The organism is Lacipirellulaceae bacterium, assembly GCA_040218535.1.
Classification (GTDB): Bacteria; Planctomycetota; Planctomycetia; order Pirellulales; family Lacipirellulaceae; genus Adhaeretor.
This window is the reverse complement of sequence record JAVJRG010000013.1, coordinates 49,598-65,724: the sequence shown is the minus strand read 5'-3', so window position 1 is coordinate 65,724 and position 16,127 is coordinate 49,598. Positions and strand designations below refer to the sequence as shown.

Annotated in this window: 11 protein-coding genes and 1 pseudogene; 3 read left to right on the top strand and 9 right to left on the bottom strand. The window is 53.6% G+C overall.

The window, feature by feature from the left end:
• Positions 1-12: 12 nt before the first annotated feature.
• From RIB44_20675 to RIB44_20655, 5 genes are all read right to left on the bottom strand, one after another.
• Positions 13-918 (bottom strand): ABC transporter ATP-binding protein, encoded by a 906-nt coding sequence (locus RIB44_20675; protein ID MEQ8618997.1) that lies wholly within the window; start codon positions 916-918, stop codon positions 13-15.
• A 37-nt stretch (positions 919-955) separates the two neighbouring features.
• On the bottom strand, positions 956-1,816 hold the full coding sequence (locus tag RIB44_20670; GenBank protein MEQ8618996.1) for an ABC transporter ATP-binding protein: 861 nt from the start codon (positions 1,814-1,816) through the stop codon (positions 956-958).
• A 161-nt stretch (positions 1,817-1,977) separates the two neighbouring features.
• A complete protein-coding gene (locus RIB44_20665; GenBank protein MEQ8618995.1) occupies positions 1,978-3,582 on the bottom strand; it encodes an ABC transporter permease subunit in 1,605 nt (534 codons plus the stop codon).
• A gap of 105 nt (positions 3,583-3,687) precedes the next feature.
• Positions 3,688-5,061: a CmpA/NrtA family ABC transporter substrate-binding protein gene (locus RIB44_20660; protein MEQ8618994.1), complete on the bottom strand. Its 1,374-nt coding sequence runs from the start codon at positions 5,059-5,061 to the stop codon at positions 3,688-3,690.
• A gap of 772 nt (positions 5,062-5,833) precedes the next feature.
• Positions 5,834-6,010: a hypothetical protein gene (locus RIB44_20655; GenBank protein MEQ8618993.1), complete on the bottom strand. Its 177-nt coding sequence runs from the start codon at positions 6,008-6,010 to the stop codon at positions 5,834-5,836.
• 574 nt (positions 6,011-6,584) lie between these two features.
• On the opposite strand from RIB44_20655, the gene RIB44_20650 reads away from it, so the two are divergent.
• Positions 6,585-7,817: a PEP-CTERM sorting domain-containing protein gene (locus tag RIB44_20650; protein ID MEQ8618992.1), complete on the top strand. Its 1,233-nt coding sequence runs from the start codon at positions 6,585-6,587 to the stop codon at positions 7,815-7,817.
• Positions 7,818-7,935: 118 nt separating this feature from the next.
• Here the strand turns inward: RIB44_20650 and RIB44_20645 are convergent, their stop codons facing one another.
• A complete protein-coding gene (locus RIB44_20645; GenBank protein ID MEQ8618991.1) occupies positions 7,936-10,323 on the bottom strand; it encodes a hypothetical protein in 2,388 nt (795 codons plus the stop codon).
• Positions 10,324-10,994: 671 nt separating this feature from the next.
• Positions 10,995-11,225, bottom strand: a pseudogene (locus tag RIB44_20640) (type II secretion system protein).
• 268 nt (positions 11,226-11,493) lie between these two features.
• Here RIB44_20640 and RIB44_20635 point away from each other — a divergent pair.
• Positions 11,494-13,086, top strand: a complete 1,593-nt coding sequence (locus RIB44_20635) for a hypothetical protein (protein MEQ8618990.1) — start codon at positions 11,494-11,496, stop codon at positions 13,084-13,086.
• Between the two features lie 68 nt (positions 13,087-13,154).
• Positions 13,155-14,336, top strand: a complete 1,182-nt coding sequence (locus RIB44_20630) for a cytochrome c peroxidase (GenBank protein ID MEQ8618989.1) — start codon at positions 13,155-13,157, stop codon at positions 14,334-14,336.
• Between the two features lie 148 nt (positions 14,337-14,484).
• On the opposite strand, the gene RIB44_20625 is transcribed toward RIB44_20630, so the two are convergent.
• A complete protein-coding gene (locus RIB44_20625) occupies positions 14,485-15,636 on the bottom strand; it encodes a family 10 glycosylhydrolase (GenBank protein MEQ8618988.1) in 1,152 nt (383 codons plus the stop codon).
• Between the two features lie 61 nt (positions 15,637-15,697).
• A complete protein-coding gene (locus RIB44_20620) occupies positions 15,698-16,117 on the bottom strand; it encodes a hypothetical protein (protein MEQ8618987.1) in 420 nt (139 codons plus the stop codon).
• Positions 16,118-16,127 lie beyond the last annotated feature (10 nt).

The window sequence follows — 16,127 nt, the reverse complement described above, 5'->3', positions numbered from 1 at the left end:
GGATAAGGCTGATTAACTAAAGGATTCCTGCAGCTCGGGCGTCACGGTTACTTGCTGAGTGGCCGTTACCATGGCTTCAATTTCGTGCAAGGTTTCCTCGTAGGCTTGTTCGTCGCTGGACTTTTCGCTGGAGTGGTCTTGCTGTTCGAGGAACGAAACAAGACAACCGCGCAGATCGTAATACATCGGGTGCTCGAGAACTTCGTCGCGATTACGTGGCCTAGCGAAAGGCAGCTCCAACAGTTGCCCGACGCGAGCGTTCGGGCCGCTAGTCATCATGCAGACGCGATCAGACATGTAGATCGCTTCATCCACGTCGTGGGTGATGACCATTGTGGTGATCTGTTCACGATCAAGAATCCGCAGTACCACGTCCTGGAGTTCCATGCGTGTCAGGGAATCGAGCCGTCCAAAAGGCTCGTCCAGAAGCAGCATTTGCGGCTTGAGCGCGATTGCCCGAGCGATGCCAACGCGCTGCTGCATGCCGCCGGACATCTCACGCGGATACTTGTCCATCGAGTCCGCCAGCCCAACAGCAGAGAGGTAATACTCACAGATTTCCCTGCGCTCCGCCTTCGTGCCGTGTGGGTAGACCAGATCGACGCCCAGCGCCACGTTCTTGTAGCATGTCATCCAAGGCAAGAGGCACGGTGCCTGGAACACAACCGCGCGATCGGGACCCGGTCCGCTGATCTCGCGACCACCGACGGCGATACTTCCGCCCGAGGTTTCGTTCAGGCCTGCGACCATCGTCAGCACGGTACTCTTACCGCAGCCGGAGTGCCCAATGACGCTAACGACCTCGCCCTTGCGCAGGTTCAAATCAAAACCGTCAACAACCCGTATCGCCTCGCCATACGGATTGGGATACGCCTTCACGACGTTAAAGATTTCAACGAATCGATTTTCGTTTGCCATGCTATTCTTCTCCGGCGTCGTAAAAGTCGTTGGACGACTACGACGCTACGCTTACTAGCTTCCCGGGCATTTCAGGTTGAAGATCAGGAAGGGGAAGTTCGACTTGCGGTGAAAGTTCTTTCGCTTCCTTATTGATCCGCGTCATGTACCGCGTGACTTCATTGCGGAGCTTCTTGAACTCAGGATTAAAGTTCAACGTCGCGCGATCGCGGGGACGCGCGAGGGTGACGGGGAAGCTCTTGCCAAAGCTCGCCGATGGTCCTGGCGTCAACGGAACGATGCGATCAGCCATGAGGACGGCTTCGTCGACATCGTTGGTGATCATCACCACGGTGCGACGGTCTTCTTCCCAGATGCGGATGATCTCGTCTTGGAGTACGGCACGGGTTAGCGCATCTAGTGCGGAAAGCGGCTCATCCAACAACAACACCTCGGGCTTCATCGCCAAAGTGCGTGCCAGCGAAAGCCGTTGACGCATCCCGCCAGACAGCTCGTGCGGTTTCTTGTATTCGGAGTCGGTGAGGCTCACCATGTCGATGTAAGTTTGCACATAGTCGAGTCGTTCGGCCTTGCTCATTTCCGGAAAGACTTGCTTCACGGCAAGCTCGATGTTTCCTTGAACGCTCAGCCAAGGCAACAGCGAGTAGTTCTGAAACATGATTCCCTTGTCGGGCCCAGGCTCAGCAATTGGCTGCCCCTGCATCAGAACGTCGCCGGTGTCGGGTTGCAGCAAGCCTGCAAGGAGCGAGATCAGTGTACTCTTACCACTGCCAGAAAAACCAATCACCGCGACAAACTCGTTCGGTTCGACCGATAGTGAAGCGTTCTCAAATACCTCGTACCGATTCGATACCAGACCGAAGCCAAAGCAGACATCTTTGAGTTCAAGAAATGGCATAGGGCAAAAAACTGAGTAATTATGAACGAGTAAACTTAGTGGAATAACTCTTCGGCAACGCCCCCTGCAGAGTTCTGTGGCGGTGCAGCAAGTCCGAAGACCCGCTACAACAGAATCCACAGGGGGCTTTTCCGATGGATTCCCAAACGGTGTGGTGACTACTAAATCGCGGTGGGAGCTCCGTCGAAACTGACAAGTCTCTGCAGGACGATCATCAGACGGTCCAACAGCAAGCCGATCAGTCCCACGACAAAAACGACCACCACCATCTTGGCGAATGAATCGGAAGCCCCGTTGCTAAATTGATCCCAAACAAACTTGCCAATCCCTTCTGACGAGCTGAGCAATTCGGCAGCGATCAAAACCATCCAGCCAACGCCAAGGGAAATCCGCAGCCCAGCAAATACCAGCGGCAAGGCGGAGGGAAGAACAATCTTGAAAAGACGATCCCAAAAACCTAAACGAAGTACACGAGCGACGTTCAAGTGATCTTTATCTACCGAAGCGACGCCCAAAGCGGTGTTAGTCATCGTCGCCCATAGCGAGCAAAGCGCGACCGTAATCGCGGAAGCAATAAACGCGGGGTTAATTTTGTATTGGCCCAACCACGGCAGATCCCACAGCCATTGCGTGAACCAGTGTTTATCGGGATCGGGGATCAGAGCGCTCATGACAATCATGGCCACCGGCAGCCACACGATTGGTGAAACCGGCTTGAAGAACGCGATAAACGGCGTCATCGCTGCCATGAAGGTTTTTGAGAGTCCACACAACACGCCGATCGGGATTGCGATGGCAGACCCGAGGAAGAAACCGGTGAAGACACAAAGCACACTACGCTTGATTTGATTAGGTAGCGTTTTCGGTTTGGCATACTCAGCCTCTTTCAGGCTTTGAATGCGATCTTCGCTGCGGACGACACTTGTTGCAGCGGAATAGAGCTTGTCAGCTTCCGCAGAGTTCAGCTTCGACTTCTCAGCATCGAGCTTCTCGGTTGCCTTGGCAACTTTTTCCTCGCGATTTGCACGAGTGAGCTGATCTCGCATCTTTCCCAAGTACTGGCGTTGTTCGGCAACATCGGTCTGTGCTGCAAGCGCTGCTTCTTCCGCAGGAAATTTTCGACCGCGAATCTGATCGATCTCGGCTTTCAACTCGCGTAGCTGATCTTTCTCTAGATCGTTCTGTTGGCGATGGGCTCGCACTTCAGCAACATAAGCCGCTCGTGCATCCTCACCCTTTGTTACGACGTCAGCAGCTTTCGTCTTGAGTGCCGTTTCCCGCTCCTCTTGCTTCGACTTGAACTCAGCTTTGAGAGCGTCGTATTTTTCCTGAAGCGGTCCCACGAGTTTGGCGAGTTGTTGCTTCGCCTCTTCTTTGGCTTCTTTGACCCGATCGTTCGCCTGCTTTTCGATTACCGCGAGCTCTTCGATCTCTTTCTCCACTCGTTCGAGCTCAGCAGCACGCGCTTCTCCCGTGAGGTCAAAAGCACGTTCTTTCCCCTTCTCGCGCTTATGGAATGTCCAGATCGACTTGGCGGAATCCCAAGTTCCACTCGGGTTCGGTAGCTTACCGCTTTTGGTCTGAATGCTGTCTGAGACGACGTACCAAGCACCAACAGCAACCAAGATCGCGAAGAAAGGCACGACAATGAATTGGCCGATTAGTTTGAGCTGCTTCTGTGGCTCCTCTCCGTAGCATAGCCTCACGATCGGTGTGAGAAAGTTCAGCCCCGCAACATCAATGGCCTTGATGATCTTGTACTTCATTCTGATTACCGCCTATCGTTTGCTTCCTCGGGGTGTCTCGAAAGAACCGAGTGAGCATCTCGCGGAGGGTGGTGGGTGCGAGATGCTCACCACGGCCTTCTGTTGCTAGTCTTTGTTGCCAATCTTGTGTGAATTCAAGTACTCAATCGGTTTCTTGCCGTCGTAGGTAATCCCATCAATGAACTCGTCGGTCGGAGGCTTATAGCCGTCGGTATCCCAGGGCACATCGGCTTCCTCGAGCAGCCCTTCTTCAACTAGCATGCGAGCCGCCTTCAGGTAGATTTCCGGTTTGTAAACTTCTTTAGCAGTTGTGTCGTACCACTCAGCCGGTTTGGGCTCAGTGATCTGCCCCCAGCGACGCATCTGCGTTAGGAACCAGACGCCATCGCTGTACCACGGGTAGGTGCAGTTGTATTTGAAGAAGACATTAAAGTCTGGCATCGCCCGCTTGTCGGTTTTCTGGAAGTAGAAGAAGCCAGTCATCGAGTTCTTGATGACATCGAAGTCAGCGCCGACGTAGTCGGATCGGGAGAGAATTCGAGCTGCTTCTTCACGGTTGACGAGCTTGCCCTGCTCGTCCGTCTCATCAAGCCACTTCCCGGCGAGGATCAGCGCCTTGACGACTGCAAGGTGGGTGTTGGGATTCTCATCCGCCCACGACTTGGTGACACCGAAGACTTTCTCAGGGTTGTTTTTCCAAACGTCATAGTTGGTCGTTACCGGAACGCCGATCCCCTTAGCAACGGCTTGCTGGTTCCAAGGCTCACCGACGCAATAGCCTTGAATGTTCCCGGCTTCGAGGGTGGCTGGCATCATCGGTGGCGGCGTCACCGAAAGCTCCACCTGAGCGTCGGTGCGACCACCGATGTCGCTCTTGGTATACATTCCCGGATGAATGTCAGCCGCAGCTAGCCAGTAACGCAGTTCGTAGTTGTGTGTGCTAACGGGGAAGACCATGCCCATCTGCAACTTCTCACCGTCATCGAGCATTTCTTCAACGACTGGCTTCAGTGAATCAGCGGTGATGGGATGCGAAGGCGCGTCGTCACGAAGCCGCTCTTCGTTCTCTTGCATTTGCTCCCAGATCGAGTTGGAAACCGTAATCCCGTTACCGTTCAGATCCATCGTGAAGGCAGTAATGATATGCGCCTTGGTTCCAAACCCAATGGTTGCGGCAATCGGCTGCCCGGAGAGCATGTGCGCCCCGTCCAGCTCGCCGGATATCACGTTGTCGAGCAAAGTCTTCCAGTTAGGCTGCGCGATCACTTCAACCTGCAAACCTTCTTCCTCAAAGAAGCCCTTCTCCTTGGCAATGACGATCGGAGCGCAATCGGTCAGCTTAATGAACCCAAACTTCACCTCGTCTTTCTCAAGATCAAGCAGTTGCTTGTCGGCAGCCACTCCGGTGACTGAAGTTGACAGAAAGCTCAGCAACAAGAGAAACCGCAAGACCCAGCGCGAAACCGAACCTACAAACATCCCAGAATGGTGCCGCCGATTCGAATAGGCACGACTTCTAGAATGAGGTGACTTGGCTACGGGAAGAATCATCATTTATTAGTCCTTAGGAATGGCAGGAATGCTGAACGCCTCGAAGCGCCCGCCTCTATTAGGCTGCGACTCAGAGTTGCCTTCGCAGAGACAAAACAACTGCCAAATAATTCGACAGAGTTCGCTCTGTTTTTGGGCAAGTAGAGGATTGACGGCACTTCTTCGACAGCAATCAAGTTCAGCAGCTCTCGCTTCGGGAACTTCGGAAAATCGGTTATTGCCCGGCAGAAACCGGGCAACTCACCCCACGGCCGCCAACCGTTTTTGGGATAATGGTGCTTACCAACGCAAGTAGCATGCCATTTGAGCTTGGGAGCCAATTACACATCACAATCGCAATCACCAGGCAACCCTGACGCTCCCTTCAATTCTTTGCTCAACTTGAAACGAGATGTTTTTCAATGGCTTAAACAAGACAGAGAAGACAGAAAGATGATGGAAGCGTGCTTTGTCGAGGAGCAAATAACACTCGCGCTTCCGTTTCATGGCTTATGGCCCTACGTCAAAATCGAAAGATACTAGAAAATCGAAGCCCACATGGAGCAAGAAAAGTGGGAAGGTCGATGTCCAAGTCTGCCGAGTCTAAATCCACGAAAATCGACTGTCTGAAACGCGTCTGTATGCTCGCAATACCCGGGGAATCCGAATCGTTCGCCGAGTGAGTTCGTTCGACAGTACTCGAGTCGTAAGAACTTGCCAGCTATGCTTCTGCTGGGATCACGGTCACAGTTGCGTTACTAGAAGTGCCTGCTGTATTCAAGTTAACGCAGACGGCAATCTGGTCGTTGGCTCCGTAGGAGGTTTCCGAGAGTTCAAGAATCACCAACCCTTTCGTCTTACCGAGACCACCGGAAACAGTCATGTTGTCTGTGACCATGAGCGTTTACGGTCCGTTGCCCCTAGGTGCGAGGGGTGCGGCTCCAGGCTTCCACACATCTCCCGAGCCAGCATTGATCGTGGCAGCACATTAAAGTCGCTGATCGACTCTCAGGGTGTGGACTGAGCGAATTCTGACGCATCGAGTATCACGCCTTCTTCAAGCGTGATTATTGGCCTGCGCTATTCCCCTTCGGATCCTGAGAGGTTGTCGCTCTCTTGGTCCTATTCTTGGCTCTCTGGTCGCCGGATACGCTGTTTCCGCGTTGGGGGTCGCTTTCGCTGCATGAAACTCACTAGCTGAGTTGCCAACAGTACCGCAAATTTCGGTTGAATTCCGTTGACTTCGCCGTAGCGAGCCCTTAGCGTAAGAGTTTGTTAATATAGCGAATTATGCTGAATCGTGATGGTGCGTAAAGGCCGTCACACAATGATGCTTTGTGCTCGTCACTGCACTAGATCTGCCGACGAGCGAGACCGTTTTTTCTTGTTAGGGGGAGATACGTCTAATGAAAACGTACAGACAATTAGTTTTTGGGAGCTTCTGCTTCCTGTTGTATGGACTCTCGATCTCTGTGTCATCATCATTCGCCGCGCCGGCCACGGCAATCATCAGTGAGGGCGATGCCCTAGGTGGTTCGACCGTCGAAGTCATTCGCTTTTCCGGTGCTTCTAACAGCTCGAATGGCTTCGTGGTCCAACTCGACACCACGGACGGAGCCGCTCACATTTACGGCAGCGTTGACGGCGTAACTCCCAATGGCGTCGTTCGCACAGCCGGCACCATTGGCAACTTCGTGCAAACTTCATTTGATGGCGAAATCGGTTTGTCGAACGCTGGTGTGGTTACCTATGGAGCCGACATCGACGAGGTGACAGGCGCACCAGTAGGTAATTCTATCTACCAAGACGATACACTCATTGTAAAAGAAGGAGACGCCGGTGCTGGCACTGCGACCAACTTTCTTGACGTCGTATCGACTCATGGCGGCACAGCTTCGTTTTTCGGTATTAGCCCGGACAACGGCCTCTTCGTTGGAGCAGGCTTGTCGAACTCCCCACAGATTGGCGATCTGATTCTTGGATTTGCGATCGATGGCTTTGACGAGTTCCAGCACGGCAATAGCGATGCCAATGGGCCGATTCAGGAGGTAAACATCGACACCGGATCGTCGGCCGATGATGGCATCGTCTTAATTAATGGTGCCCCCATTGCTTCTGGGGCAGGCAACATTCGTGAAGGTGATCTAATTCCTGTGTCGAGCGGAGGCGTTGGCGACAGTTGGGACAACTTCGATTTCCATCGCATCAATGAAGTGGGAGATTTTCTCATCACTGGTGACACCGACCAAACGGGCGGTAGTGCCGATGAATTCGTCTCGATCAATGGTGTGATCGTTGCCCGCGAAGGCGATCTTATCGCTGGTGGAATTATCGACGGTAGCATCGAGAACGCTGACCTGAATGAGCAAGGTATCTGGGCCGCTATCTGGGATTTCGATACCGACCTCACCGGAGGAAGCACAGATTCAGAAGCCATTTATGTTGGAGATTCCAGCGGCGTTGACCAATTAGTGATCAAGGAAGGTGATACGGTTCTGGTGGGCGGTGTAAGTCAGACCCTGGACGATATCACTACCGGACTTTCGATTGGCGATATTCAGGCGAACGGATCCTATAATGTGTGGTTCCGTGGCGTGTCTGATGGCGTTCAGCGGCAGTTCGTGATTACGATTCCTGAACCAGGAGCGATCGCGTTACTCAGCTTCGGCCTAGTGCTCTGCCAAGTTCGTCGACGCAAACATTAGTTTGCGAATCGGTTGATCGTTGTAAACGTAGCCGCGGTTTCGACTGTTGTCGGGACCGCGGCTTTTTCATGGGGAGTCGTCCGATTGCGGCAGTTGCTCGCCTGTGGGCTAGGAGCAATCAGCTTCGTCGACGAGTGGGCAACAACAGCAACAACCCTAGCAAGGTCGCGACACCCGAAGACGGTTCGGGCACAACTCGCGAACTGGCCAGCGAGGATCCGACGGTAAACTCGCCCTGCCAAATAAGGAAGTCCGATCCTTCCGCTTCGCCATCACCGTTGGCATCTCCTGTGGCGGGATCTGCGGAGTTCCCATAATTTGCCATGAAAATTGCCAAGTCATCGCCGTCGACAATCGTGTCGCCATTAAAATCTGCCATCAGCCCACCGAATGAGGAGAAGGCGAGCAGCAGATCCGCTCGGAACTGACCGGTGTAGCCTTGCGTGTCTGCATCCGCTTCCGTGACCGGAGTCTGCCCGAGTACGTTGACCCAGGTGTTTGCGATAACTTCTAGGTCGATCAGATTGACCAAGTTGGCGTCAATCGCGTTGAACGCATAGCTCGGGTCGATGCTCGCAAAGTCGCCATCGATCCAGGTTTCTTCCGTCTGACCGGCTATCGTGAAATAGTTGGCCGCCATAATGTCAAGGTCTAGGAAATCGATCGATCCATCAAGATTGGCATCGCCGTCTTGGATGTCTGTAAAGTCCTGCAGAATCTTGACATCCTTCCAGTCGACGACCACGGCCCCGTTCGAGACGTGTTCAAAGCGCTGATCGTCCGGGTCGAAAGCCAACTCGGCATTGCCGTTTAGGTCAAACTTATTGTTCATTGAGTCCGCGGCAGTGCCACGCGTTCCAAGCGCCGCCCCAAACATGGCAAAGTCGTCGTTATCAACGACATTGTCCCGATCGAAGTCGCCGATTTTATAAGCCAACACTCCAACCGGAGCGTCTAGTGTGTCGTCAGTGTAAATGAGTTCATTGACGGCGAAGCCTGGTGTATTTGTTGTGCGGACTTGAAGATCGAGGACTGTATCGTTGCGTCCGACGCCGTTGGCCACTTGGAAATCGTTGTGCTCGGCCTCGCTGGCAATCTTCGCGAAACGCCCCTCCGTGTCATAAACGAAAATGCCATCGGTGCGGATCTCATGAAAGTAAAGGTTTCCAACTGCGTCGGCAGTCAGTGACAGGTATTGCGGGGCGCTGTCTCCGATGTATTCGGCGAAGTCACGGAATTGCTGATCGGTAAATAGCGGCTTGAGCCGCGTAGCGGTCGATCCACCGGCATCGAGATAGACGTTGACTCCGCCCTCGTTGCCGCCCATCGCAGAGCCCTCGACGACGATCTGATCGCCTTCGGCTGAGTTTGACGGATCGAAATTTCGGACGGACGTGTGAATGATTGCCGGCTCACTATTAATCCGGCTGCCGCTATCAGTCGTGCGCGTATCGATCCGAATTCTTTGCGCGGGAGATTCGCCGGTCGCATCGATACGGTAGATTCCCCCCGTGTTTGATCCCGCATCAACGGCGTAGAGCGACTGCCCGTCGCTTGACCAAGCAAATGACCTACCAAAGTTGTCGCTGCCACCATCGCGGAGGCCGAATTGCTGCTGCCACGTCAGGAAGTCAGACCCTTCGGCGAGGCCGTTACCATTTGTGTCGCCGGTGGAAGGCGTTGCTGCATTACCATAGTTGCTTCGCCAAGTTTGGATGTCGGTTGCTCCGACCTGCATGTTGCCGTTGAAGTCTGCTGAAAGTGAAGCGACAGTCGCGTCTTGCAAGTCTTGCTCGCTCATCACGATACTGAAGGCATCGTTGAAGTCGGTGAATCCGAACGAGCCAAACGTGATCGTGGTGCCGACGCCGTCGGTAATTGCCGCGGTGGCAAAATCCGGCTGCTGACTAGTGGGGCCACTAACGCGCGTACCGTTGGGATTGTCGACCTTTCTCAGGTCGTAGCGATAGATCTTTTTCGTTGCGGCGAGCAGTGGCGTTCCATCCGGTTCGGCAAGCTGCCCCATCGCGTCGCTAACGTAGGCGAGTTCACCGGGTTGATAAGTCTGCTGTGTTGTACCGCCAGAGCCCGTAGGAATCGTAAGCGTCAGCGGCGCCGGATTGAGTAAGAAGCTGGCGGGGGTGCCAATCTGGGGGCCGCCTAAGTTGGCATTGGCGATGCCAGATGCGAGGTCGACCGTGCGATAGAAGAACGCAAGATCCTCGTCCAAGACATGGGGCTCGGCAACCCAGCCTGAGCCGCTATCGGTGATTTTGCTTATTCTTGGCACCGGAATTGGAGCAACGATCGGGCTCCGCCCTATCACCCAGAAGTCACCATTGGAGTCAAACGTCACCGAGCCAAGATCGCCAACTCCCGCGGTTTGGCCGGAGAAGTAAAACACAAACTGGTCTTGAGCGTGAGCCCTGCTGATAGGAAGTGTGAAAAGAGCAAGGGACGCCAGTACACAAAAAAGTAATCGTACGCTGTGGAATGAAAGCTTCATCGGTTGTCAATCAATCGGCGCAGCGGTGTCGTCCTGATTCAGCTGAACTCGGTGTCGATGGTGAGAGATGACCGTTCCGGTGGTCACAACTCGAAACAGGTCGTGCTGAGGTACTCGACATGTCCGTCGAAGAACAGCGTGTTTTGGCCGCACCCAGTATCGCTTTGTCTGGGGTGTGGACGCTGAAACACTTCTTTGTAGACGTCGTAGAAAGGGTCGTTCTTCGACATCGTCCGAATCGTTAATCCAGCCGCGTCGCCTCGCCAGCCACTACGGGCAGGCAGGCTAACTGTGTTGCACCAAGCCCACGCGATTCGGGCCATCTTCGGAGGGTCGTCGACTGGCGGCTTGAGCAAGAACTTCGCGACTTTTGCATTATAAGCATAACTGACGCCCCATAGTCTGCTCATTTCCTCAAGGTCAGGGCATTTGAAGATGCCGCTCTGCGGAGCGATGAGACGATCGCCTACGAAGGTCGCTTCCATGCCGAATCGTTCGGGCAGCGATCGATTCGATTCGGGCCATTTCCGTCCGTGTGAGACGCGGAAATTGCTACTACCCCGCGTGACCGTCACATAATCCTCGCCCTCAAAGATTTCTTGCTCGTCATCCTCAAGCTCCGCAGGCTTCTTCTTCTGCAAAGCGAAGCCGCCGAGATCGTCGATGGGATGTGGGAAGCGTCCCTTATGGGTATCACGGTACATCTGCGTCAACAAACCAATCTGACGTAGGTGATTAGTACAGGCAACGTAACGAGCGGACGAGCGAGCTGCCTGAACCGCTGGCAGCAACAGCCCAATCAGAACCCCAATGATCGCAATCACGACAAGCAGTTCCACCATGGTGAAACCTGCAGGTCTTGGACCGAGAGTCGCAGAGCGTTTTCGAGGTGTGGATAGCATGACTTGTAATCGCCAACCGAGGGTAGCGGACATCCACATCGGTCCAGCCAGAATGTGCAGATCAACCAAATTATTAATATAGCAACTTGCCAGAAGATGTGATGAGAATCACGATGAGATAGCATAAAAATATTGACAATCGAGCGGGCAAAACGCACGATGGTTGAAAGGCCTTCAGGATCCTTGAATCGCTTGTTTTTCGGTTCACCACAATTCTTCGAGTTGCTGTGAACAAGCCTTTTTTTTGCGCATCATCACAGGAATCCACGTGGTTCGATTTCAACTAGCTTCTGTTCTGGGACTCTGTCTGCTCTATGTCTGTGGGCTTAGCCAGCAGTGCCATGCCGACCCCGTTATTGAATTGCTCTATGTCGAAAACCAGCTCTTAGACGGTGCTGAAAATCTTCCGGGGTTTGACTCGTTCAGAGACCGTGTTCGTCCCAACGGACAGCGTCGTATCACCGCAGCTCTTAATGGGAACTTCGTGGGTGCCGTGAACACTGATAGTTCTCAGGGGAACTCCGGTTTCGTTGGCACCTATTACTTGTTCGGGTCGAGCGATTTTGGAGCAACCCCCACTGCATTGAGGCGCGAGGCGACCTTAAGTGGACTTGAGCAGGAAACAATTGGCTCGAACGGCATCGACTACGCAGGCAACGTCACCTACTCCGCGACACTGGTCAATCCGAACGCCCCGCCCAATCGTTTTGCTAGTCTTTGGGAGAACGACATCAACATCTTCGTCGAGGGCGATACGATCCCCGCTGGCCCGCTGGCTGGCCAGATGTTCGACTCTGCGTTGGGTGTCTATCGTTCTCCGTCTGGTGTGTCGAGCTGGATCAGTGAGTATGTCGGCACACAGAGCGGCTATGCGATATTTCAAGACACGACCGACTTTAATGTGCTTCTCAAGTCGGGCGATATGGTTGGGTCTGAGGGAACCATCGTAGACGAATCGTTCGCGATTAGTGGAAATATCCGTTGGTCTGATTCGGGGACGCATTACATGACCGAAGTAGACGTCGAAAATGGCTTCACGGGTACGGATGAATTACCTGTGATCAATGGAGCTCCAATCACGACACCTAGTGGCGCGATCATTCGCGAAGGAAATCTCGTCCCTGCCGCCGATGGAGGACTTCCTGGAGAAACTTGGGACTTCGCTGGCCTCTTCGACATCAACGATACCGGTGATTTTGTATTCAGTGCATTTAATGACAACGTAGCGAACGACTCGGTACTTGCGGTCAACGGTGCTATTGTGCACCGTGAAAACGACGTGGTGGATGGGATTACGCTATCTGGGCAAGTTCAGGGGGTGGCGATCAATAACGCTGGGGACGTTGCATTCGTGTGGAACGACACGGTGTTTATCAACGACCAAAAGGTCGCTGGCCTGGGAACGCTTGTTGATACCAACGACGATGACATCGGCGACGATCCAATCGTGAACTTCTCGCTTGGTCGCCTAGAGATTACTGATCAACCAGCTGCCGGAGGCGACGGATTTCCTGTGACTTACTTTGCAGGTAGGGTCTCCGGCGATCGAAGTATGTACGTTCGGCTGAAGCCGGCAACCGGAGACCCCGACTTCGACGGCGACTTTGACGTCGACGGAACGGACTTTCTGACATTCCAGCGAGGATTTGGCATCGGTACGACCCAAGGCGAGGGAGATGCCGACGGTGACGGTGACGTCGACGCTGATGATCTAGCACTGTGGAAACCAGCATACGGTGCTTTCGCATCCCCGCTCCCAGCCGGAATTGCGATCCCAGAGCCAAGTTCAACTTGTCTAATGTTCTGCGCGTTGCTGTTTTCTCACTTGGCAACAAGGTGCCGTGACGTTGACAATTCCTAGTAGTGAGTCGGACGTATTTATCTCCGATAGGTAATCGGGCCTCTCGCGAGAAAATGGAGCACCGTTGCATGAAAAACCCTAGCCCTAGCCTTGCCTTAATGGCTTTGGTCTCGCTAGCGCTAGCTCTCGCGTCGAGTTGGTCGCAGGCAGCGCGACCGAAGCCACGCCCGTCGCTTTCTTCCAAAGAGCGCGCTACGCATATTGCAGAACTACGTGAGCAATACTCGAAACCCCGTGATGCTTGGCCAGCTCCCGACGTCGATGAAGGCATCGAATGGGTCGAACTGGGACCAATTCCCGAGATCAATCATCCCGAGAATAATCTGGGCACAAAGGCGAAGATTGAACTCGGCAAGATGCTCTTCTTTGAACCCCGTCTCTCCGGCAGTGGTCAGATCGCATGTGCCTCGTGTCACGAGCCCGACATGTACTGGAGCGATGGTCGCGCCGTCTCATTTGGTCACAACAGAACACCGCTCAAGCGGAACGCACCATCCGCCCTCCACTCTGGTCTGCGTCGTTCATTATTCTGGGATGGACGAGTTTCGAGTCTTGAGCAGCAGGCTCAAGACGTCCTGAACAACCAAGAGGAGATGCACTCATCCGAAGAGACCATCGTCGAGAACCTGTCCAAATTGCCCGAGTATGGCGAGCGATTTGAAGCTGTTTTTGGTAACAGCCAGCCGACGATGGAACGCGTTACTCAAGCCATTGCGGCATTCGAACGCACACTCAAGGGGGGGAGAAGTCGCTTCGATTACTTCCTAAATGGGAAGACGAAAGCACTCTCCGACGAAGAACTCGCAGGCTTACACTTGTTCCGCACGACGGCTCGTTGCATCAACTGCCACCATGGGCCGTTAATGACGGATGATGAATTCCACAACATTGGGCTGAGCAACTATGGTCGTAAGTTCGAAGACCTAGGACGGTATCACATTACGAAAGACCCCAAGGATGTCGGCGCCTTTCGTACACCGTCGCTACGCAACGTCACGGCAACAGCACCCTACATGCATAATGGCATGTTCACGTTGGAAGAGTTACTAACGCTATACAATGCGGGCATGCGAAACCCACGCCCTCGGAAAGATCAGGTCAACGACCCTTTATTCCCAAGCACGACGCCCATCTTGAAACCGCTGCACATGAACAAACAAGACTTTAAAGATCTAACTGCGTTCTTGCATACTCTAGCGGAGCCCCCACGACGGATCTTGCCACCCAAGTTGCCTCCGTTCGAGAAATGAACGGTCGTATCACCTGAGCAACGTTATTTCGTGTCCAATGAGGATGAGCTGACGTGTAGGTGCACTTCTACGGCATCTAGCCCCTGCACTCTATTCAAGACAACGAGTGCAGATCTTGTGGAGAAGCGATTGACGTCCCATCATGGGCTTATTCCTCAATGGAATTGCTCTTCTTTAGATAGATCGACTCAAACAGTGCCGGCTTCTCGGTCACGGCGGCATCGTAGAAGAAGACCTCCCCTTCGAGGCCGACCTCGCGATTCGCGCGAACCATTGCCGCGATATTCTCTGCACTGTTGTAAACCCGATCTGAGGTCTGGATCAGAATCCCAGGCTTGACCCGGACTCGATTCTCTTTTGAAACCTGCCTGTTGATGATTTTCTCGAGCTCATTTCGGTAAGCGGCCAGGTCTTCGCGATAAATCTGAGGGCAGATTTCATCAACCCACCCCTGCTCTACCCAAGTTGGCCAATCTTGCAGGTATTGGTACTTACTCCAAGGATAGATGCTCGGTGCCATGGAAATCGTTGCGTTGGGATACTTCGCTTTCGTTTCGTGATGCAACCTCTCCATAAACCGATTCAACAAGTTTGCCCTCCAGGTCACCCAGTCGGGATCCAAGGGGTCCTCTGGTGGAGATGCTCCTTCATGATCATTCTGGTAGAGTTCGACTGTCCACGCATCGTAACCAGACGTGCTCGGACAAGCAGGTAGTCGATCGTCACCTTGGATGCCGTCAACTTCGTAGTTCTCTAGGACTTCGTGGATCAATGACAGGAGAAAGTCCTGCACCTCGGGACGAAACGCGTTCATCCATTGAAACCCATTCTTGGTGACGAGTTTCCCTGAGCTATCTTTGGCGGCCCAGTCAGGGTGCTTGCGAATCAGCAGGCCGCCGTCGGGTTTGCGATAAGAACAGGAAAAGCCAAATTCAAACCAGGCGATCACCCGCATCTCTTCGGCATGAGCCGTGGAAACGAACTCCTTGAGGACATCGAAATCCGCGTAACGTGGATCACACGCTTTCCCTACCTCGCGTTGCATCACAGCGCTCGGGTAAGTCGTGGCCCCTCGATTCCAGACCACAACGTAGAGAGTATTAAGCCCGCATCGCTTGGCTTGGCTAACAAATTGACGAATACTTTCGGGGCTCGACAACACACCGGAGGCAACGTTGGCAACCCAGACGCCTCGGACGGGCTTACCTTGAGAATCTGAAGCGAATGAGAGCCGAGCGAAACCTGACATGAAAACTAAGCCAAGCAGAGCGAAAAGCGAACGGCGCAATGTGCTGCTCATGGATTTTATGTCTGCACGCAATCGGTAACCGCTAGTTGGCTGGTGAGAAGCGTCTTTCGCCCTACTTCGGCAGTTTCAGCGGAGGTCCCGTAAGGCGGAATTCAAAAGGCTCGTTGCCCTCTGCTTTCACTTCCGCAGTAAATCCGCTGGTGTCGAAAGACGTGTATTTTCGGGGGATCAACAAGGCTCCGATCGAACGCTCTCCAACAACCGGCTTGCTTTGTGCCGCGGGACTTTGCGAGGAGTAGCAGTTGATACGCACTTTTTGTGGGCCGACAGTCGCTCCATCCTCGGGGCTAAATGAGGACATGACGAAGGAACCGTCTGGTTGAATCTTCCCCGTTGCCGGTTGCCCTTTCGCCGGTTGGAACATGACGGATCCAAAGGGTAAGGGTTGGTCGTTGTAATAAACCTTTCCCGTTGCCGGGGCGATCTCAGGCCCGCTGTCGCAACCGCATGTGATGACGATGAGGCACGACAAGCTGGAGAGC